The following is a 19950-nucleotide window of genomic DNA, read 5'->3' on the forward strand; positions in this document are numbered from 1 at the left end:
GTCTTTCGCCGGGGCAGGCGATTGCCAGTTCTGCCGCTCGGACATACGTTTGGGGCAGGATCTGCCAAGAGGGGGCGAAGGAGGGGCGATGGATGCAGTCGATCTCCAGATCATCCGGGAGTTGCAGGCCGACGGGCGGCTCTCGAACCAGGACCTCGCCGACCGGGTCCGGCTGTCCCCGTCGCCCTGCCTGCGCCGGGTGCGGCGCCTGGAGGAGGCCGGCCTGATCCGCGGCTACACGGCCATGGTCGACCAGGTCGCCTTCGGCCTGCCGATCACCGTGTTCGTACGGATCCGCCTGGACCGGCACACGAAGGAGGCGGTCGGCGTCTTCGAGGGGCACGTCGCGCTCATCGAGCACATCCAGGACTGCTACCTCATGGCCGGAAGCAGTGACTACCTGCTCCGCGTGGTCATCGAGAGCCTGGAGGCGTACGAATCCCTCGTGCGCAACCGGATCCACGCCATCCCCGGCATCGCGTCGATCGAGTCCAGCTTCGCCTTCGGCAGCGTGAAGCAGTCCCGGGTCTACCCCTCCCCCATGTGAGGGGGCGCGCCGAACCCGTGGAGCCGCTCGCCGAATCCCCCGGCCGGGCCTGATCGCCCCGGGGGACGCGGAGCGTCACGACGCGGCCCCGTCCGCCGGGCGCGGGCCGCCCCCCACTCTGCGTGACGGGCGCCCGCGATCGTGGCCCCTCTGTATCCCCGCTCACACGACCTGCCTTACATGTCCGAATTTGCCCTGCCTTCCCGCGTGAACAAGAACACTCTCCGCAATGCATTGCGCATGGATGCCGGGAGCCGGGGCAACCGGGCGGTTCGTGTCGGTGCCACCGGCAGGGGGAAACAGAGGACGAAAGGCAATACCCAACGTGACCGCAGCACAGCAGAGCATCCATGTGGGCGGAGAGTGGCGCGCAGCCCTCTCCGGCGCCACGCGCGAGATCATCGACCCCGTCGACGCGACCGCCTTCGCGGTCGTGGCCGAGGGCGGTGTCCAGGACACCGACGAGGCCGTGGCCGCGGCACGCGCCGCGTTCGACGCCGGTGCCTGGCCGCGTACGCCGGTCGCCGAGCGGGCCGCCCTGCTGCGCCGGGTCGCCGCCCTGCTGGAGCGCGACCGCGAGCGGATCGGCGCCCTGGAGAGCCAGGACGCGGGAAAGACGCTGGAAGAGGGCCGCGTCGACGTCGACTGCGTCCGCGACGCCTTCCTGTACTTCGCGGACCTCGTGGCCGGCGAGAGCGGCGGACGCCTCGTCGACGCCGGTTCGGACGAGATCCGCAGCGTCGTCGTCCACGAGCCGGTCGGCGTCTGCGCCCTGATCACGCCGTGGAACTATCCGCTGCTCCAGGCCAGCTGGAAGATCGCGCCCGCCCTCGCCGCCGGCAACACGTTCGTGATCAAGCCCAGCGAGATCACCCCGCTGACCACCGTCGCGCTGATCGAGCTGCTCCTGGAGGCCGGACTGCCGCTCGGCGCCGCCAACATCGTCACCGGCCCCGGCGGAACGGTCGGCGCCCGCCTGGCCGAACACCCCGACGTGGACCTCATCTCCTTCACGGGCGGTCTCGTCAGCGGCACGAAGGTGGCGAAGGCGGCCGCCGACAGCGTGAAGAAGGTCGCCCTCGAACTGGGCGGCAAGAACCCCAACGTCGTCTTCGCCGACGCCTGTTCCACGCCCGAGGCGTTCGACACCGCCGTCGACCAGGCACTCAACGCGGCCTTCATCCACAGCGGCCAGGTCTGCTCGGCCGGATCCCGCCTCATCGTCGAGGAACCGCTGCGCGACCGGTTCGTCGCCGAACTCGCCCGCCGGGCCGAGCTGATCCGGCTGGGGCGCGGCACCGACGAGGGCGTCGAGTGCGGACCGCTCGTCTCAGCCGCCCAGCTGGCGCGCACCGAGGAGTACGTGTCCTCGGCCCTCGCCGAGGGCGCGGTCCTGCGCGCGGGCGGCGAGAAGCCGGCCGGTCCCGGGTACTTCTTCCGGCCCACGGTCCTGGACCGCTGCCACCGCGGCATGCGCGTCGTCCGCGAGGAGGTCTTCGGACCGGTCCTCACCGTGGAGACCTTCCGGACCGAGGAGGAGGCCGTCGCCCTCGCCAACGACACCGAGTTCGGCCTCGCCGGCGCGGTGTGGACCTCAGACGGCGACCGGGCCCGGCGGGTCGCGGCCGCCCTGCGCCACGGCACCGTCTGGATCAACGACTTCCACCCCTACCTGCCGCAGGCGGAGTGGGGCGGCTTCGGAAAGTCCGGCATCGGCCGCGAACTCGGCCCCGGCGGCCTCGGCGAGTACCGCGAGGCCAAGCACATCTACCAGAACCTCGCCCCGCGCCCCGTGCGCTGGTTCGCGGGCGCGACGGAGAAGGACCAGGCATGAACGACCAGCACCTGTACGACTACGTCGTCGTCGGCGGCGGCACCGCCGGCTCCGTGATCGCCTCCCGGCTGACCGAGGACCCGGACGTCAGCGTCGCCGTCATCGAGGGCGGCCCCAGTGACGTGGGCCGCGACGAAGTCCTCACCCTGCGCCGCTGGATGGGCCTGCTCGGCGGCGAGCTGGACTACGACTACCCCACCACCGAGCAGCCCCGGGGCAACTCGTACATCCGGCACAGCCGTGCGCGGGTGCTGGGCGGCTGTTCCTCGCACAACACCCTCATCGCCTTCAAGCCCCTGCCCTCCGACTGGGACGAGTGGGCGGAGGCCGGCGCCGAGGGGTGGGACGCGGCGGCCATGGACCCGTACTTCGCCCGGCTGCGCAACAACATCGTCCCCGTGGACCAGGCCGACCGGAACGCGATCGCCCGGGACTTCGTCGACGCGGCCCAGCACGCGCTCGGAGTTCCGCGCGTCGAGGGCTTCAACAAGAGCCCCTTCCACGAGGGCGCGGGCTTCTTCGACCTCGCCTACCACCCGGAGAACAACAAGCGCTCCTCCGCCTCCGTCGCCTACCTGCACCCGTTCCTGGACCGGCCGAACCTGCACATCGCCCTGGAGACCTGGGCGTTCCGGCTGGAGCTGGAGGGCACCCGCGCCACCGGCGTGCACATCCGCACCAAGGAGGGAGAGGAGCACGTCGTACGCGCCCGGCGCGAGGTCCTGGTGTGCGCCGGAGCCGTGGACACCCCGCGCCTGCTGCTGCACTCGGGCATCGGGCCGCGCGCCGACCTGGAGAAGCTGGGCATCCCCGTCGTGCACGACCTGCCGGGCGTGGGGGAGAACCTGCTCGACCACCCCGAGTCGGTCATCGTCTGGGAGACGCACGGACCGATCCCGGAGAACTCCGCGATGGACTCCGACGCCGGGCTGTTCGTCCGCCGGGACCCGGCCTCCGAGGGCCCGGACCTGATGTTCCACTTCTACCAGATCCCCTTCACCGACAACCCCGAGCGCCTGGGCTACGAACGTCCCGCGCACGGCGTGTCGATGACCCCGAACATCCCCAAGCCGCGCAGCCGCGGCCGGCTCTACCTGACGAGCGCCGACCCCGAGGACAAGCCCGCCCTCGACTTCCGGTACTTCACCGACGAGGACGACTACGACGGACGGACCCTCGTCGACGGAATCCGCATCGCCCGGAAGATCGCCGAGAGCGAGCCGCTGGCCGGATGGCTGAAGCGCGAGGTGTGCCCGGGGCCCGAGGTGACCTCCGACGAGGAGCTCAGCGCGTACGCGCGCCACGTCGCGCACACCGTCTACCACCCCGCCGGCACCTGCCGGATGGGCGCCGCCGACGACGAACTCGCCGTCGTCGCACCCGACCTGCGGATCCGGGGCCTCGACGGCATCCGGATCGCCGACGCGTCCGTATTCCCCACCATGACCGCCGTGAACCCGATGATCGGCGTCCTCATGGTCGGCGAGAAATGCGCCGACCTGCTGGGAGGCACCACCCGATGAACGCACCGCACACCCCCGCCACCCCCACCGCCCCCGCACAGTCCGTCTTCTCCGTACGCGACCTGTGGAAGGTCTTCGGCCCGAAGGCCGACCGCGTGCCCGCCGATCAGGAGCTCGCTGCCCTCGGCGCCGCCGAGCTGCGCGAGCGCACCGGCTGCACGGCCGCCGTCCGCGACGTCTCCTTCGACGTCCGCAAGGGCGAGGTCTTCGTCGTCATGGGCCTGTCGGGCTCGGGCAAGTCCACGCTCGTCCGCTGCCTGACCCGGCTCATCGAGCCGACCTCGGGCACGATCTCCATCGACGGGGAGGACGTGCTCTCCATGGACAGCGGCCGGCTCCGCGAGCTGCGCCGGCACCGGGCCTCGATGGTCTTCCAGCACTTCGGGCTGCTGCCGCACCGCACGGTGCTCGACAACATCGCGTACGGACTGGAGATCCAGGGCATCGGACGCGGTGAACGGCGCGAACGGGCGGCCGAGTTCGTCGCCAAGGTCGGCCTGGACGGCCTGGAGCAGCGCAGACCGGGCCAGTTGTCCGGCGGCCAGCAGCAGCGCGTGGGCCTCGCGCGCGCCCTCGCCGTCGACCCCGAAGTCCTGCTGTTCGACGAGCCGTTCAGCGCCCTGGACCCGCTGATCCGCCGGGACATGCAGGAGGAGGTCGTACGCCTGCACCGGGAGGAGGGGCGCACGATGGTCTTCATCACGCACGACCTCAGCGAGGCCCTGAAGCTCGGCGACCGGATCGCGCTGATGCGGGACGGCCGGATCGTGCAGCTCGGCACGCCGGAGGAGATCGTGGGCGCCCCCGCCGACGACTACGTCAGGGACTTCGTCCGGGACGTGCCGCGCGAGCAGGTGCTGACCGTCCGCTCGGCGATGCGCCCGGCGCTCGCCGACGAACGCGAGAGCGGTCCCGCGCTCGACCCCCGGGCCACCGTCCACGAGGCGATCGAGGCGGTCGCCCGTACGGGCGAGAACGCGCGGGTCGTCGAGGACGGCCGCTGCCTCGGCGTGGTCGACCACGCCGGACTCCTGGGTGTCGTCGCCGGGGTACCGGTCGCGGCCCGGAAGGCGGTGGCCTGATGTACGCCCATACCACCTGGCCGCCGCCGGGCGCCGCGACCGCCGCCAACGCCTCCGAGGGGCGGTGGAGCCGATGACCGCCACCGCCACCCCCACCCCCGCCGCCACCGGCTCCATCACCGCCGGCGACGCACGCCCCGGAGCCCTGCGCACCCTCGCCCGCCACCGCGGCCGGCTGATCGGCGCGGGCGCGGTCCTCGGCCTCGTCCTCGGATCGGTGCTCCTGGGCGGCGGCAGCTGGCCGGCCGCCCTCGGCGTCGACCTGTCCGGACCGCTGGAGCGCGCCGGCGACTGGATCGTCGACAACCGCGACGGCCACCCGCTGTTCCTCTACTTCCTCGGCCACGTCAGCAACGCCGTGGTCGTGTCCGTCCGCGCGGTGTACCTGCTGCTGCTCGCTCTCGGCTGGGCCGGCGTCACCGCCGCCGCCGGGCTGGTGGCCTGGCGCGTCGCGGGCGTCCGTCTGGCGCTGACCTCCGTCGCCGCGTTCGCCGTGTGCGCGCTGCTGGGCATGTGGGTGCCCACCATGCAGACGCTCGCCCTGATGGTGGTCGCCGTCGCCGCGTCCGTGCTGGTCGGAGGCCTCCTCGGGCTGGCCGCGGGCCTGTCGGACCGTATGCACCGCATCCTGCGGCCGGTTCTGGACACCATGCAGGTGCTGCCCGCCTTCGCGTACCTCCTGCCCGTCGTGCTGGTCTTCGGCATCGGCGTGCCCGCCGCCGTCCTCGCGACCGTCGTCTACGCCGCCCCGCCCATGGCGCGCCTGACCGCACTCGGACTGCGCGGCGCCGACGCCGGCGTCGTGGAGGCCGCCACCTCCCTCGGCGCCACCGGCCGCCAGCGGCTGCTGACGGCCCGGCTGCCGCTGGCCCGCAAGGAACTGCTGCTCGGCCTCAACCAGACGATCATGATGGCGCTGGGCATGGCCGTGATCGCGTCCGTCATCGGCGCGGGCGGCCTCGGCGACCGCGTCTACCAGGCACTGGCATCCGTCGACGTCGGCGCCGCGCTCGCCGCCGGCGTGCCGATCGTGCTGCTGGCCATCGTCCTGGACCGGGTCACCGCCGCCGCGGGGGAGCGGCTCGGTGCGGCACCGGCCGCCCGGTCCCGGCTCGGCTGGGCCCTCGCGCTCGCGGTGACCGCCGCCGTCGCGCTCGCGGGGCGCCTCGCCGACCGGCTCTCGTGGCCCGACGGGTGGACGGTGGACACCGCCGAACCCGTCAACCGCGCGGTCGACTGGATGACCGCCCACCTCTACTCCGGCGTGCCCGTCGTCGGCGGCACCGCCGACTGGGCGGCGCGGTTCACCGCCTGGGTCCTCAACCCCCTGCGCGACGGACTGCAGTGGCTGCCCTGGTGGGCGGTCCTGCTGACCGTGGGCGCCCTCGCCCTGCTCATCGGCACCTGGCGCACCGCCGTGACGGCCGTCCTCGCCATGGCCGCGATCGGCGTGCTCGGCGTCTGGAACCCGGCGCTCGACACCCTGTCCCAGGTGCTGGCCGCCGTCGCCGTGACCCTGCTGCTCGGCTTCGTGCTCGGCGTCGCCGCTGCCCGCAGCACCCGCCTGGGGCGCGCCCTGCGCCCGGTCCTCGACGTCTTCCAGACCATGCCGCAGTTCGTGTACCTCATCCCCGTGGTCGCCCTGTTCGGCGTGGGCCGCGCCCCGGCCGTCGCGGCCGCGGTGGTCTACGCGCTGCCCGCGGTGGTACGGATCACGGCCCAGGGCGTGCGCGCGGTGAACCCGGCCGCCCTGGAGTCCTCGCGCTCGCTGGGCGCGACCGGACGCCAGCAACTGCTCCAGGTCCAGCTGCCGCTGGCCCGGCCCGCGCTGCTGCTGGCCGTCAACCAGGGCGTGGTGCTGGTCCTCGCCGTGGTCGTCATCGGCGGCCTCGTGGGCGGCGGCGCGCTCGGCTACGACGCCGTCTTCGGTCTCGCCCAGGGCGACCTGGCGACCGGTCTGGTCGCGGGCGCCGCGATCGTCTGCCTCGGCCTGATGCTCGACCGCGTCACCCAGCCCACGGAACGCCGCGACCCCGCCGGAAAGGGGGCCTGACATGGCTCGCACACGCCTCGCCGCACTCGCGGCAGCGGCCGCCGTCACGGTGACGGCCCTCACGGGCTGCGGCGCCGCGGACATGACCCGCCAGGCCTCCCCGTACGCCGACGCGAAGGGCTCCCGCACGGTGACCCTGTCCGTACAGTCGTGGGTGGGCGCGCAGGCCAACGTGGCCGTCGCCCAATACCTGCTGGAGCACGAGCTCGGCTACCGGGTGGACACCGTCCAGATCGACGAGGTGCCCGCCTGGGACGCGCTCAGCCAGGGCCGGGTGGATGCCATCCTGGAGGACTGGGGCCACCCCGACCAGGAGAAGCGGTACGTCGACGACAAGGCGACGATCAAGCCGGGCGGCGAGCTCGGGGTGACCGGCCACATCGGCTGGTTCGTGCCCACGTACTTCGCCGAGCAGCACCCGGACGTCACCGACTGGAAGAACCTGAACAAGTACGCGAACGACTTCCGTACGGCGGAGAGCGGCGGCAAGGGCCAGCTGATGGACGGCTCCCCGTCCTACGTGACGAACGACAAGGCGCTCGTGAAGAACCTGGGCCTTGACTACCAGGTCGTCTTCGCGGGCTCGGAGGCGGCGCAGATCACGCAGATCAAGCAGTTCGCCAAGGAGAAGAAGCCGTTCCTGAGCTACTGGTACAAGCCCCAGTGGCTGTTCGAGAAGGTCCCGATGACGGAGGTGAAGCTGCCCGAGCACCAGGAGGGCTGTGACACCGACACGGAGAAGGTGGCCTGCGCCTACCCGCACACGCCGCTGCGGAAGTTCCTCAACGCCCGCTTCGCGGACGGCGGTGGCGACGCCGCCGCCTTCCTGAAGAAGTTCCGCTGGACGACCGACATGCAGAACGACGTCTCCCTGATGATCGCGGACGAGAAGCTGGCGCCGCAGGAGGCGGCCGCCCGCTGGGTGAAGGAGAACGAGGCCACCTGGCGGACCTGGCTCCCGTCCTGACGCCGGTCGGCCCGCCCGTACGGAACTGCGCGTACGGGCGGGCGCACGGTCACGCGTACGAGGCCGCCAGCTCGCTGCTGCGATCGCGGGCGGCCTCCAGGGCCGCCATCAGGGCGGCCCGTACGCCGTGCCGTTCCAGCTCCCGCACCGCGCTGATGGTGGTCCCCGCCGGCGAGGTGACCGCCTCGCGCAGCTCGACCGGGTGCGCACCGGAGTCGCGCAGCATGACCGAGGCGCCCACGGAGCTGCGGACGACGAGCTCGCGGGCCTTGTCCCGCGGAAGCCCCAGCAGGACCCCCGCATCGGTCATGGCCTCGACGAGGAAGTAGAAGTAGGCGGGTCCCGACCCCGACAGGGCGGTCGCCGCGTCCTGCTGGGACTCCGGCACGGTGAGGGTGTGGCCGACACCGCGGAACAGCTCCGCGGCCTGCTCCACCTGCTGCTGCGAGGCGTGGCTGCCGCCGGAGAGCACGGTCATCCCCTCGTCGACCAGCACCGCCGTGTTGGGCATCGCCCGCACCACCGCGACGCCGGCCGGGACCCGCTCCTCGAAGAAGGCCGTGGTGAGTCCGGCCGCCACGCTGATCAGCAGGGTCCCGGGGGCGATCGCGGGGGCGATCTCCGCCAGCAGTGCGCCCGTGTCCTGCGGCTTCACGGCCAGGATCAGCACGTCGGCCCAGGCGGCGGCCTCCGTGTTGCCCATCGGCGGGATCCCGTGGCGCGCCTCGATCTCGGCCGCCCGCGTCTTGCGCCGGCAGGTGACCCCGAGCGCCGGGGCCGGCCAGCCGGAACGCAGCAGGCCGCCGAGGAGTGCCTCACCCATCTTGCCCGCGCCGAGCACGGCGACCTTGCACGTCATGACTTGCTCCCTCGTGGTGGAAGTGACGAAGAGAAGAACGGCCGGCCGCCCCGGCTCACCCCGTACCCGTCCCCGCGTACGCGTGCGGCGCGAACAGGGCCACGTCCTGCGCACCGACGACCTCGGGACAGGCCGCGGCAGCGGGCCCGTCCTGCGGTACGGGGAACCCGGCGAGCAGCCGGATCAGATCGCCGGACGCCAGCCGGGCGAGGCCGCGCGCCACGGGCCGGCCCGCGCCGTCGGCGAGGTCCACCGGGTCGCCCGCTGTGAACTGCCCCTCGACGGCGGTGACTCCGCTCCACAACAGGGGCCGGCCGTGCTCCCGTACGTCCCGCACCGCGTCGGCGTCGAGGACGATCCGGCCCTGCGGCGCCGTGGCGTGGGCGAGCCAGAACAGCTGCTCGGCGGGCCGCTGGCGGGCGGCGTGGAAGTACGTGCCGGTCCCCGCGCCCGCCAGGGCCCGTGCGGCCTGCCCCGCGGCGGCCAGCACCACGGGGATCCCGGCGCTCGCGGCGGTCATCGCCGCCTGCACCTTGGCCGCCATGCCGCCCGTGCCGACTCCCGAGCGCCCCGGGGTGCCCGTACGGATCCCGGCGAGGTCGGCGGGGCCGCGGACCTCGGAGACCGGGCTGGTTCCGGGGGCCAGCGGGTCCCCGTCGTACAGCGCCTCCACATCCGAGAGCAGGACGAGCAGGTCCGCTCCGATCAGCTCGGCGACCAGCGCCGCCAGCCGGTCGTTGTCCCCGAAGCGGACCTCGTGGGTGGCGACGACGTCGTTCTCGTTGACGACCGGGACGATCCCCAGGAGCATCAGCTTCTTCAGGGTGCGCCGGGCGTTGTGGTAGTGGTCGCGGCGGGTGATGTCCCCGGCCGTCAGGAGCACCTGCCCCACCTGGATGCCGTACCGGCCGAACTCCGAGCCGTACGTGCCCATGAGCAGCCCCTGGCCGACACTGGCCGCCGCCTGCTGCTCGGACAGCTCGGTGGGCCGCGTGGTCAGGCCCAGCGGGGCGAGTCCCGCCGCGACGGCGCCGGAGGAGACCAGGACGACGCTCTTGCCCTGCCGGTGCAGCCCGGCCAGGACCTCGACCAGGGCCGCCGGCCGGGCGGGATCCAGCCGCCCGGAGTCCGAAGTGAGCGAGGACGAGCCGATCTTGACCACGATCCGGTGGGCGCCTGCCACGTCCGCACGCTCGGTGCGGGGGGCGTCCGGAGCGGCTTCGGGTGTCACGAGAGCTCTCCTCGGGGGCGGCGGGGTGGCCGGGCGGCGGCTGTGGGGATCCGATTCAGCCATGATCCGTTCCCGTTTCGTTCCCGGTCACCGGGAAGGGTCCGGGATCGATTCGGTAGCCACCGGTCTCATTTTTGCTGGGCATCACTAGGCCCACAGCGAAAAGAGGAAGGAGGCAGGGAGTTCGGTGTTCTCGTCATTCACGGAGAAAATGGCACAACCGGATCTGATAGATCTCGGCGACGGCATTTACGTCCTCCGGTTCGAGGTCATGAAGGTGACCTCGGTCTACCGGGCGGTCAAGGAGCTGCTGGCGCGCGGGGTGATCCGGCCCGGACAGACCCTCGTCGACAGCTCCAGCGGCATCTACGGCCACGCGCTCGCCCTGGTCTGCCGGGAACTGGGACTGAAGTGCCACGTCTTCGCGTCCGTCGCGGTCGACGACGGGATCAAGACGCAGCTCAAGTACCTCGGTGCCACCTACGACCAGGTCGCCGGCGGCGGGGCCAACCTCCAGCACGACCAGGAGGCCCGGGTCCGGCTCGTCCACGACTACCTGCGGAGCAATCCGGACGCGTACTGGATGCAGCAGTACCACGACGACGTCCACTACGCCGGCTACGAGCACGTCGCGGAACTGCTCCTCAAGGAGCTGGGCTGGGCCGAGATGACCCTGGTCGGCGGCGTCGGCACCGGTGCGTCCACCAGCGCGATGAGCCGTTTCCTGCGGGCTTCGTGCCCCAACGTCCGGGTGGCCGGGATCCAGCCGTTCGGCAGCCGCTCCTTCGGCTCCGAGAACTTCCCGCTCGACGGGTTCATCATCGCCGGGATCGGCAGCGGCATCCGCTTCGACAACATCGACTACAGCGCCTACGACGACATCCACTGGGTCGACTTCGACGTGTCGGCCGCGGGCTGCCGCCACCTGCTCTCCACCACGGGCGTCTTCGCCGGGCTGTCCGCCGGAGCCGGCTGGCAGGCCGCCCGGTACATCCGCTCGACCGAGCCCTCCGGCGGCCCCGTCGTCTTCATGGCCGCCGACCCCGGACACCGCTACGTCAAGCAGGTGTTCCCGCCCGACGGACCGCTCGTCGAGGACCCGGAATACCGGCCCGTGGTCATTTCCGCACTGGAGGAGATGACCGGACCCTGGTGCACGATGAACTGGGGCCGAAGGCCGTACAGCGTCCAGGACGACCTCCCGGTGCTCGCCCTGCAGGGCTGAATCGCCCCACGGCCGACCCTGGATCGCCGAATTCCCCCGTAAAAGAATCAGAGGCCGCACCATGACCGATGTCGCCATCATCAATTATGGCGCCCAGCACGACTATCCGGCCATGCTCCCCGAGCTGGCGAACGGGCTCCACGTCTTCAGCCACAACCCCCTCTCGCACACCGCGGGGCTCGGCTCCTACGAGCACGTCGAGGACTGCGAGTTCGTCCCGTACGCCGAGCTGCGCATCCGGCAGCTGGCGCGGACCCGGCGCTTCGCCCACATCATCACCGACAACGAGTACGACCTCGAACGGGCCGCCCGCATCCGCGAGGACCTCGGCATCCCCGGCCAGTCGGCGCGCAGCGCACGCCAGTTCCGCGACAAGGTCGTCATGAAGCAGACCGCGGGACGCACGGTCGCCACCCCGCGCTACGCCCGGCTGGCGACGATCGTCGACCTCACCCGGTTCATCGCCGACAACGACTACCCGGTCGTCGTCAAGCCGGTGAGCCAGGGCGGCTCCCGCGACATCGTCGTGCTGCGCGACGAGGACGACCTGATGGCCTTCAGCCGCCGCCACTGGCGCGAGGACCTCATGGTCGAGGACTTCGTCGACGGCGAGATCTACCACGTCGACGCGATCCTGGCGCCCGGCTACCGGTTCGTGGCCTCCTCGCGGTACCTGCGCGACTGCCTCGGCGTCCTCTCCGGCCAGAACAACGGCTCCCTCCAGCTCGACCCGGCCGGCAAACTCTCCCGGCGGCTGGAGGAGTTCCTCGACCGGGTCCTGGACGCCTTCGACACCCCGGAGGCCGGCGCCTACCACCTGGAGGTGTTCCGCACGCCCGAGGACGAGTTCGTGCTGTGCGAGATCGCCTCGCGCGTCGGCGGCTCCCGCATCCCCGCCCTCACCCGCCTCACCTACGGCCTGGACCTGCACACCACCTGGCTCCGGCTCTCCTGCGGCCTGCCCGTGGACCCCGCGCCGAACACCCCGCCGGCCCAACTGCGCGGCTCCATCGGCATCGTCCCCCAGGGCCGCCCCGTGCGCGCACCGCAGAGCCTGCCGTTCGACTGGGTCGAGCACTACCAGGTCAACGAGCAGCTCGCACTCGGCGCCGTGGCGCAGAACAGCACCTCCAACCTCTGCTTCGCCCTGGTCCGCGGAGCCGACACCGCCGAGGTGGAGCAGCGCCTGCTCCAGACCGAGGCATGGATCCTGGACAACCTGATCGAGGCCGAAGAACCCGCCCGGCTCCCCGCGCCGTGAACGCCTGGCGAGAGGCGTCCCCCACCGCGCGCCTCCTGCTGGTCGCGGTGCTCTTCACCGGCCTGACCACCTTCATGTTCCTGCCGCTGCTGGCCATAGAGCTGACGGCGCGGGGCATACCGGCGGGCCGCACCGGCTTCCTCGTCGGTCTGCTCGCCTTCTCCGGCCAGGCGTTCTCGCTCCTGACCGGGCTGCTGGTCGACCGGTTCGGCGCCCACCGGGTGATGGCCGCCGGCTTCCTCCTGCGCGTCCTCGGCTACGCACTGCTCGGGCTCGGCGGCGCCGGAGCGCCGGCGCCGCTCGTGGCGGGGATCGTGGCCGTCGGGGTCGGCGGCTCGCTGCTGGGCCTGTCGACCAAGACGCTGCTCGTCTCGCAGGAGGGCACCGACCGGCGCACGATGCTCGCGCTGCGCTCGACGTTCGTGAACGTCGGCGTCGTGGCCGGGCCCGCCCTGGGCGCGGCGGTGTACCCGCTGGGGTTCGGCTGGATCCTGGCGGCCTGCGTGCTCTCCCACCTGGTCCTCGGCACCCGCCTGGTCCTGCGACGGTCCGTGACGGCCTCCCGGTCACGGGCCGTCGTGGGACGGGCCGCCGCCCCGGCGGCGGACGGCGCCCCCGCCGCGCCGTGGACGCTGCGCCAGTGGCTTCCCCTGTGCGGGCTGGGGGTCGCGTACTGGGCGATCTACAGCCAGCTCAACGTCCTGCTGCCGATCACCGCGAACGCGATGACCGGCAGCGCCGCCGCGATCTCGGTGGTCTTCACGGCCAACGGGCTGCTCGTCGTGCTGTTCCAGTACACCCTGCTGCGTCACGTGTTCCGCCGCGCCACCGCCCGTACCCTGCTGGTCCTCGGCTTCCTGGCCTTCGCCTGCGCCTACGCCACGCTGATACCGCTGGCCGGGTGGTACTCGCTCCTCGCCTTCGTGGTGCCGGTCACTCTGGCGGAGATGCTGATCGGCCCCAGCCTCGACGAGCAGGCGGTCAACGCCGCCGCCACCCGCCGCACCGGACTCGCGCTCGGCACGATGAGCGCCGCCGGAGCCCTGGGCAGCCTCTTCGGCTCCAGCGCCGGCGGCTACCTGCTGCAGAGCGCGCGGGGCGGCAGCGAGGTGTGGCTGCTGCTCGTCGGGTCCTCCCTCGCCGCCGCGGCGATCTGTCTCCTCCTACCGAAAGTGCGTACGCGCCATGTCTGACACACAGCCGACCGCCGTGCTGCTCAACCCGCGCAGCCATGTCCTGGCCGCGGCCCGGAAACTGGGGGTCGCCACCGTGACCGTCCCCGAACCCGGCAGGCCGCTGCCCGAGGACGGGGCCGGGGTGGCCTTCCACTCCCCGTGGATCACCGACCCCGAGGACCTGGTCGAGCGGCTGCGCGCCCTGGACCTGCCCGCCCCCGTCAGCTGCTTCGGTTTCGGCGAACTCGGCTGTTCCGTCGCCGCGCTGGTCAACCGGCGCCTCGGCTGGCCGGGCAACCCGCCCGAGGCCATGGAGGCGTTCAAGGACAAGGCGAAGCTGCGCTCCGCGGTCGGCGACCGGGCCGGGGCGCCCGTCGCGTACGTGCTGTGCACGGAGAAGAGCGGGATCCGTCCGGCCGTCGAAAGCATCGGCTACCCCTGCATCGTGAAGCCCGCCGACGGCACCGGCAGCGCCGGGGTGCGCCACCTCGCCGGGCCGGACGAGCTCGAAAGCCACCTGGCGTCCCTGGACTTCACCTCCCCGCACATCGTCGAGGAGTTCCTCGTGGGGACCGAGTACAGCGTGGAGGCGACGAGCTCCTCCGAGGGCCACCGGGTCCTCGCGATCACGGAGAAGGCGACCACCGGCGCCCCCGGATTCGTAGAGACCGGCCACACCCTGCCCGTGCGGCTCGACCCGCAGGACGAGGCGGCCGTCGCCGCCCTGGTCACCGCGACCCTGGACGCGGCGGGCTACCGTTCGGGCCCCTCGCACACCGAGGTCATGCTCACGGCCAAGGGGCCCCGCCTCATCGAATCGCACGGCCGTCCCGGGGGCGACCGCCTCAGCGACATGCTGGACCTGGCGCTCGGCGAGGACGTCTTCGAACAGGCCATGGCGGACCTGCTCGGCCTGCCCGTCCCGGGCGCCCCCACCCGCGACCGCGTCGCCGGGATCCGCTACGTCGCCTTCGACCGGACGGTGCCGCTCACCGTCACCGACGCGGAGATCGCGGCGGTCGCAGCCCTGCCCGGGGTCACCGAGGTCAGCGTCGCCGTACCGGCCGGCCAACTCCCGCCGGAGGTACACCGGTCCGGGGACCGGCACGGCTTCGTGGTCGCCTTCGGCGGGGACCGCGAGGAGCTGGAGAGCCGTCTCGCCGTCGCCGTACGCACCCTCACCGCCGGCCGCTGAGCCTCCCCGTACCCGCTCCGCCCCCGTACCCGCTCCGTCCCCGTACCCGCTCCGTCCCCGTACCCGCTCCGTCCCCGTACCTCCCACCGCACGCCAACACGTCAGCCCCCGAAAGGCCCTTCCCATGTCGTACAAGATCCTGGTACTCGTCTCCGAGGCGGCGAAGTTCCGCCTCGACAACCACTCGATCATTCCGAGTGCGCTCCACCGGGAGGGGCACGACGTCCACATCGGCGACATCGACACCCTCTGCCTGCACGACAACACCGTGGTCGTCGACCGCGTGCGGCTCAGCGAGGAGTACCTGACCGGCCACGACTTCCCGGCGCTGAGCGAGTCCTACGCCTCCGCCGAGGACTTCGACCTGGTCTGGGTCCTCACCGGCACCCACCCCGAGGCCCTCGCCGACTCCTTCCAGCTGCTGTGGCTGCTCAACCAGCGCGTCCCCTTCGTCAACGACGCCTCCGCCCTCTTCTACCTCAACTCCAAGATCACCCTGGGCGCGGCGGTCCCCGCGGAGCACCTCCCCGCCTCGTACGTGTCGAACGACTTCGAGTACCTCACCGAGCTGGTCGAGTCCGACGAGAACCGCACCTGGGTGCTCAAGCCGACCAACGAGGGCTGCGGCGCGGGCGTGTACTTCGTCAACAAGAACGAGCGCAACCGCCCCGCCCTGCTCCAGGCCGCCACCGGCAACGCCGTACCGCGCTACGAGATGTACAGCCGCAACATCATCGGGCTCTCCAAGCGGTACACGGCCGTGCAGGAGTACATCCCCAACGTCCGCAGCAACGAGAAGCGCGTGATCATCGCCGGCGACGTCCCGGTCTGCGGGTTCCGCCGCTTCCACTTCGACAACGACGACCGCGCCAACGTCACGCTCGGCACCAAGTTCGAGGGCCTCACCCTGACCCCGGAGGAGGACGAGTTCGTCCGGGCCCTCGGCAAGCGCATGATGGACCTGGGCATCTTCTACTCGGGCATCGACATGGCGTACCCGTACATCATGGAGTTCAACCTGGTGAACCCGGGCGGGCTCAACTACTCCTTCCGGGCCACCGGCGTCGACCAGTCCTCCGAGACCGTCAACGCCGTGCTCGCCGCCCTGCGCGCCGCCGGGAAGATCTCGTGAGCACTTGGTCCTCGCTCGACCCCCGGGCCACCGCCGCCTGGACGGAGTTCGCCGCCACCGGCGCGGCCGAAGCGGACAACGAACGGTTCCAGAAGCGCCTCCACCGGCCCGGCTGGGTCCACGCGTACCCGCCCGTCGTCTTCCGCGAGGCCGCCGCCGACGAGGTCACCGAGCTCGGCCTGCGCCTCGCCGAGCTCGTCTCGGACTTCCCCCGCCGCGCCTTCGGCGAGGACCTGGAGGCCTGGGCCGGCTACCTCGGCGTCCCCGCCGAGGACGCCGAGCTGATGATCAGCGCCCTGCGCCACCCGCGGACGGGCCGCGCGGCCACGGCCATCATGCGGCCCGACCTCGTGGTGACCGACGACGGACTCCGGCTCGTCGAACTCAACGTCTCCACTCCGATGGGCGGCATGAGCACGATCGCCCCGTACACCGAGGCCACCCTCGACTCGGAGTACGCCCGCTTCCTCGCGGCGCGCGGCCTCACCCCGGAGGCAGCGGCCACCTCGCACGTCTGGCTGGACATGTTCGTCGGCCTCCTGCGCGAGCACGAGACGGAGCGGCCGCTCCACGTGTTCGAGGCGATCGCGAACCCCGCGGACTCCGACTCGGGCCGGCGCTTCTTCGTGGACATGATCCGCTCGGGCGGGTACGAGATCAGCTGCGGCCTCGTCACCGACCTCGAACTCGACGAGGAGGGCGCCTCCTTCGAGGGCAGGCGGGTCGACGTGGTCGTCACCATGTACACCTGGCACGAGACCAAGAAGCACGTCCCGCCCGCGCTCACCCGCAGGCTGATGGAGCTCGACATCGCCGAGAAGATCGACTTCATCGGTGCCCCGGCGACGGCCCTGCACGACAACAAGGGCAACCTGGCCCTGCTGACCGAGCCCGAGTTCGACCACCTCCTCAGCGACGAGGAGCGGAGCCTGGCGCGGGCGCACGTCCCCGAGACCTTCCGGCTGCGGGCGGACACCCTCGACCGCGCGCTCGCGGAACGCGAGGAGCTCATCTGCAAGCCCGCGTCGGCCTACGGGGGCAAGGACCTGGCCTTCGGGTTCACCCAGGACGACGGACAATGGCGGGTTCTGCTGACGGAGCGCCTCGCCGACCCGAACGAGACGTACGTCCTCCAGCGCCGGCTGCGGCCCGCCGTCGTCGACGTGCCCGGCGCCGACCCGGCCGGGCGCGAGGTGGTCCTGGCCCCCCTGGTCTTCGGCGGCCGTTTCGCCGGGACGTTCCTGCGCCAGGCCCCGCCGAGGTCCGCCTCGGCGATCAACGCCTCCAGCGGCGCGGAGGCGGCCGGAGTGCTGACGTTCGAGCCCTACCCCGCACCCCCGCACAGCCCACCCTCGCCGTCCTCATACAAGGAGCTATGACGGATGTTAAGGATCGCGGTTCCCAACAAAGGCTCATTGTCGGAGCGGGCCTCGACGATGCTGAAGGAGGCCGGCTACCGGCAGCGCAAGGAGGCCAAGGAGCTGGTCACGGTCGACCCCGGAAACCAGGTCGAGTTCTTCTACCTCCGCCCCCGCGACATCGCCGTGTACGTCAGCGCGGGGCGGCTCGACCTGGGCATCACCGGCCGCGACCTGCTGCTGGAGTCGGGCGCCAACGCCGAGGAGGTCCTGGCGCTGGGCTTCGCCCGCTCGACGTTCCGCTACGCGGTCAAGCCCGGCTCGGCGCGGGGCGCGGCCGACTTCGACGGCATGACGATCGCCACCTCGTACGAGAACATCGTGGCCAAACACCTGGCGAACAGCGGCATCCAGGCCACGGTCGTCCATCTCGACGGCGCCGTGGAGACCGCGGTCGAGCTGGGCGTGGCCCAGGTCGTGGCCGACGTGGTGGAGACCGGGACCTCGCTGCGCAACGCCGGTCTCGAAGTGATCGGCGAGCCCATCATGGAATCGGAGGCCATCCTCGTCCGGCGCCCGGGCACGGACGATCCGAGGGCCCGGCCGTTCCTGCGGCGCCTCCAGGGCGTCCTGGTGGCGGGCTCCTACGTGATGATGGACTACGACTGCCGCGCCGAGCACCTTGAAGCCGCGGTCGCCCTCACCCCCGGGCTCGAAGCGCCCACCGTCTCCCCGCTGCACAACGAGGGCTGGGTGGCCGTCCGTGCGATGGTCCCGGCCAAGGAGGCGCAGCAGATCATGGACGATCTCTACGCCCTGGGCGCCCGCGCGATCCTCACCACGGCGATCCACGCCTGCCGCCTCTGAACACCCCCGCCCCGCCGCCTGCCCCGCCCCGCCCCGCCCCGCCGCCGCCGAACCGGCGGGGCGGGGCGGTCGCGTCGGCGGCCCCGGTCCGCGCCCGGGCCGGCTCACCCCACCCGGACCGGGCATCAAGGGCCAAAACAGCTTCGAACGCGTTCCGACGGATATCAACACGCTCCGGGCCGGTGTTCGCGGGCTGCCGCGCCGTGCCGCGCGCTCCGGCCATGATGGTCCAACCCCCTTGCGGGGCTGCCGTACCGGGGCCTGCGTGACGTTGAGGGTCACGGGGTCGCATCGATCCGAAACCTTGGGTTCGCCCTGTTGACTTATGGCGGAAACAGCGCTTTTCTCTGTTGCATCAAGTTTGAAAGCGGCCGACTGTGGTGGATTTCCTGTGAAGGAATCGCCCGCAGGCGGCTCGTCGACCGAGGCCGGACACCTGCTCCTCGAACGCTCCACGGCCCCACTGCTCCGGGTGGCGAACACGACGACGGCCGGCCCCGACCCCGCCCCACCGCACGCGCGCCACTGGTCGCCCGGTCATCCGGTCGCCCACCGTCATCCGTCCAAGCGAAGGTATTGACATGCTCACTCAGCACCACCGCCGTCCGGTAGCCGCTGCGGTCCTCGGCCTGGCCACGATGCTCGTCCTCTCCTCCTGCTCCAGCGGCCAGGAGACGACGAGCGGGGCCGCGGACGTGGGGAAGGTCGACGGGAAGATCTCCCTGACCTACCTTCAGAAGCAGGGTGACCAGGAGTACTTCATCGGCGAGGCCGCCGGGGCGAAGGCGAAGGCGAGCGAGCTCGGCATCGACCTGAAGGTGGTGAACCTGGGCAACGACGCCAACAAGACCGTGGGCGAGGCCCAGGCGGCCATATCGCAGAAGAGCAACGGGCTGATCGTGGTCGTGCCCGACCCGGCCGTGGGACCGCAGGTCGTGCAGCTGGCGAAGAGCGGCAAGGTGGCGCTCCTGACGTCGGACGACCAGATCTGTGCCACCGGCCCCGACCCCGCCGCCTGCGGCGCCGACGGCCTGGTGCCCCGCATCGGCTTCAGCGGTGGGCAGATGGGCGGCGAGGTGGGCAAGCGCGCCGCCGAGGAGTTCAAGAAGGCGGGCTGGAACGCTGCGGACACCCGGACGATCTCGGCCTGGAAGCAGGACGTCACGGTGTGCACCGACCGGGTCGGTGCCGCGAAGAAGGCCTTCGCGGAGACCGCGGGGGCGACGGTGCAGAACCTCGACGTACCCACGGACAACACCCCGACGGGTGCGCAGGACAAGATCGCGGCGACGATCACCGCGAACGCCTCCGTGAAGCACTGGGTGGTCTGGGGCTGCAACGACGAGAACGTCCAGGGCGGCGTCACCGCGCTGGAGAACGCCGGGTTCACTGCTGACAACGTTATCGGAGTGGGCCTCGGCGCCTACCTCGCCTGCAAGAACTGGAGCTCCGGCAAGCCGTCCGGGATGAAGGCGGCGCTCTTCATCAACGGCAGGGACGTCGGCGCCCTGGCCGTGCAGACGATGTACGACAAGCTCAAGAACGGCAAGGAGTTCCCCAAGGAGGCCTTCGCCCCGACCAGGATGGTCGACGCCTCCGACTGGAAGGACGCGGGAGTCGCCTGCGGCTGAGCCCGACCGA

16 protein-coding genes are annotated in these 19950 nt (G+C 71.8%); 14 read left to right on the forward strand and 2 right to left on the reverse strand.

Features of this window, described 5'->3' with window-relative positions; all coding sequences use genetic code 11:
- Window positions 1-88 precede the first annotated feature (88 nt).
- The 6 genes from ACFYXV_RS30060 (at window position 89) to ACFYXV_RS30085 (ending at window position 8006) form a co-directional block, all read left to right on the forward strand.
- Window positions 89-547 (forward strand): Lrp/AsnC family transcriptional regulator, encoded by a 459-nt coding sequence (locus tag ACFYXV_RS30060; RefSeq protein WP_383348795.1) that lies wholly within the window; start codon window positions 89-91, stop codon window positions 545-547.
- A gap of 325 nt (window positions 548-872) precedes the next feature.
- Window positions 873-2381, forward strand: a complete 1509-nt coding sequence (locus ACFYXV_RS30065; RefSeq protein WP_389384580.1) for an aldehyde dehydrogenase family protein — start codon at window positions 873-875, stop codon at window positions 2379-2381.
- Complete coding sequence (locus ACFYXV_RS30070; protein WP_385462731.1) at window positions 2378-3904, forward strand: GMC family oxidoreductase; 1527 nt, start codon at window positions 2378-2380, stop codon at window positions 3902-3904. The genes ACFYXV_RS30065 and ACFYXV_RS30070 overlap by 4 nt, the downstream gene beginning before the upstream one ends.
- On the forward strand, window positions 3901-4986 hold the full coding sequence (locus tag ACFYXV_RS30075; RefSeq protein WP_385462728.1) for a glycine betaine/L-proline ABC transporter ATP-binding protein: 1086 nt from the start codon (window positions 3901-3903) through the stop codon (window positions 4984-4986). The genes ACFYXV_RS30070 and ACFYXV_RS30075 overlap by 4 nt, the downstream gene beginning before the upstream one ends.
- 73 nt (window positions 4987-5059) lie before the next feature.
- On the forward strand, window positions 5060-7039 hold the full coding sequence (locus ACFYXV_RS30080; RefSeq protein WP_389384581.1) for an ABC transporter permease subunit: 1980 nt from the start codon (window positions 5060-5062) through the stop codon (window positions 7037-7039).
- 1 nt (window position 7040) lies between these two features.
- Window positions 7041-8006: an ABC transporter substrate-binding protein gene (locus ACFYXV_RS30085; protein WP_385462722.1), complete on the forward strand. Its 966-nt coding sequence runs from the start codon at window positions 7041-7043 to the stop codon at window positions 8004-8006.
- 49 nt (window positions 8007-8055) lie between these two features.
- Here the strand turns inward: ACFYXV_RS30085 and proC are convergent, their stop codons facing one another.
- Together proC and proB are read right to left on the reverse strand one after the other, a co-directional pair.
- Entirely contained in the window at window positions 8056-8865 is an 810-nt protein-coding gene (gene proC, locus ACFYXV_RS30090; RefSeq protein WP_383348808.1) for a pyrroline-5-carboxylate reductase, read from the reverse strand.
- A gap of 55 nt (window positions 8866-8920) precedes the next feature.
- Window positions 8921-10048, reverse strand: a complete 1128-nt coding sequence (gene proB, locus ACFYXV_RS30095) for a glutamate 5-kinase (RefSeq protein WP_389384595.1) — start codon at window positions 10046-10048, stop codon at window positions 8921-8923.
- A gap of 259 nt (window positions 10049-10307) precedes the next feature.
- Here proB and ACFYXV_RS30100 point away from each other — a divergent pair, with 259 nt between their 5' ends.
- From ACFYXV_RS30100 to ACFYXV_RS30135, 8 genes are all read left to right on the forward strand, one after another.
- Window positions 10308-11321, forward strand: coding sequence for a pyridoxal-phosphate dependent enzyme (locus ACFYXV_RS30100; protein ID WP_385462719.1), 1014 nt, complete (start codon window positions 10308-10310; stop codon window positions 11319-11321).
- A 61-nt stretch (window positions 11322-11382) separates the two neighbouring features.
- A complete protein-coding gene (locus tag ACFYXV_RS30105; protein ID WP_389384582.1) occupies window positions 11383-12582 on the forward strand; it encodes an acetyl-CoA carboxylase biotin carboxylase subunit family protein in 1200 nt (399 codons plus the stop codon).
- Window positions 12579-13775, forward strand: a complete 1197-nt coding sequence (locus tag ACFYXV_RS30110; RefSeq protein WP_389384583.1) for an MFS transporter — start codon at window positions 12579-12581, stop codon at window positions 13773-13775. Before ACFYXV_RS30105 ends, ACFYXV_RS30110 begins: the two co-directional genes overlap by 4 nt.
- A complete protein-coding gene (locus ACFYXV_RS30115; protein ID WP_389384584.1) occupies window positions 13768-14952 on the forward strand; it encodes an ATP-grasp domain-containing protein in 1185 nt (394 codons plus the stop codon). Before ACFYXV_RS30110 ends, ACFYXV_RS30115 begins: the two co-directional genes overlap by 8 nt.
- Before the next feature lie 124 nt (window positions 14953-15076).
- Window positions 15077-16084, forward strand: coding sequence for a glutathione synthase (locus tag ACFYXV_RS30120; RefSeq protein ID WP_366103449.1), 1008 nt, complete (start codon window positions 15077-15079; stop codon window positions 16082-16084).
- On the forward strand, window positions 16081-17463 hold the full coding sequence (locus ACFYXV_RS30125; protein WP_385462707.1) for a hypothetical protein: 1383 nt from the start codon (window positions 16081-16083) through the stop codon (window positions 17461-17463). The genes ACFYXV_RS30120 and ACFYXV_RS30125 overlap by 4 nt, the downstream gene beginning before the upstream one ends.
- 3 nt (window positions 17464-17466) lie before the next feature.
- Window positions 17467-18309, forward strand: coding sequence for an ATP phosphoribosyltransferase (hisG, locus tag ACFYXV_RS30130; protein ID WP_385462704.1), 843 nt, complete (start codon window positions 17467-17469; stop codon window positions 18307-18309).
- Window positions 18310-18890: 581 nt separating this feature from the next.
- Window positions 18891-19940: a substrate-binding domain-containing protein gene (locus ACFYXV_RS30135; RefSeq protein WP_385468466.1), complete on the forward strand. Its 1050-nt coding sequence runs from the start codon at window positions 18891-18893 to the stop codon at window positions 19938-19940.
- Window positions 19941-19950 lie beyond the last annotated feature (10 nt).

Source organism: Streptomyces sp. NPDC002181, from assembly GCF_042890485.1.
GTDB lineage: Bacteria > Actinomycetota > Actinomycetes > Streptomycetales > Streptomycetaceae > Streptomyces.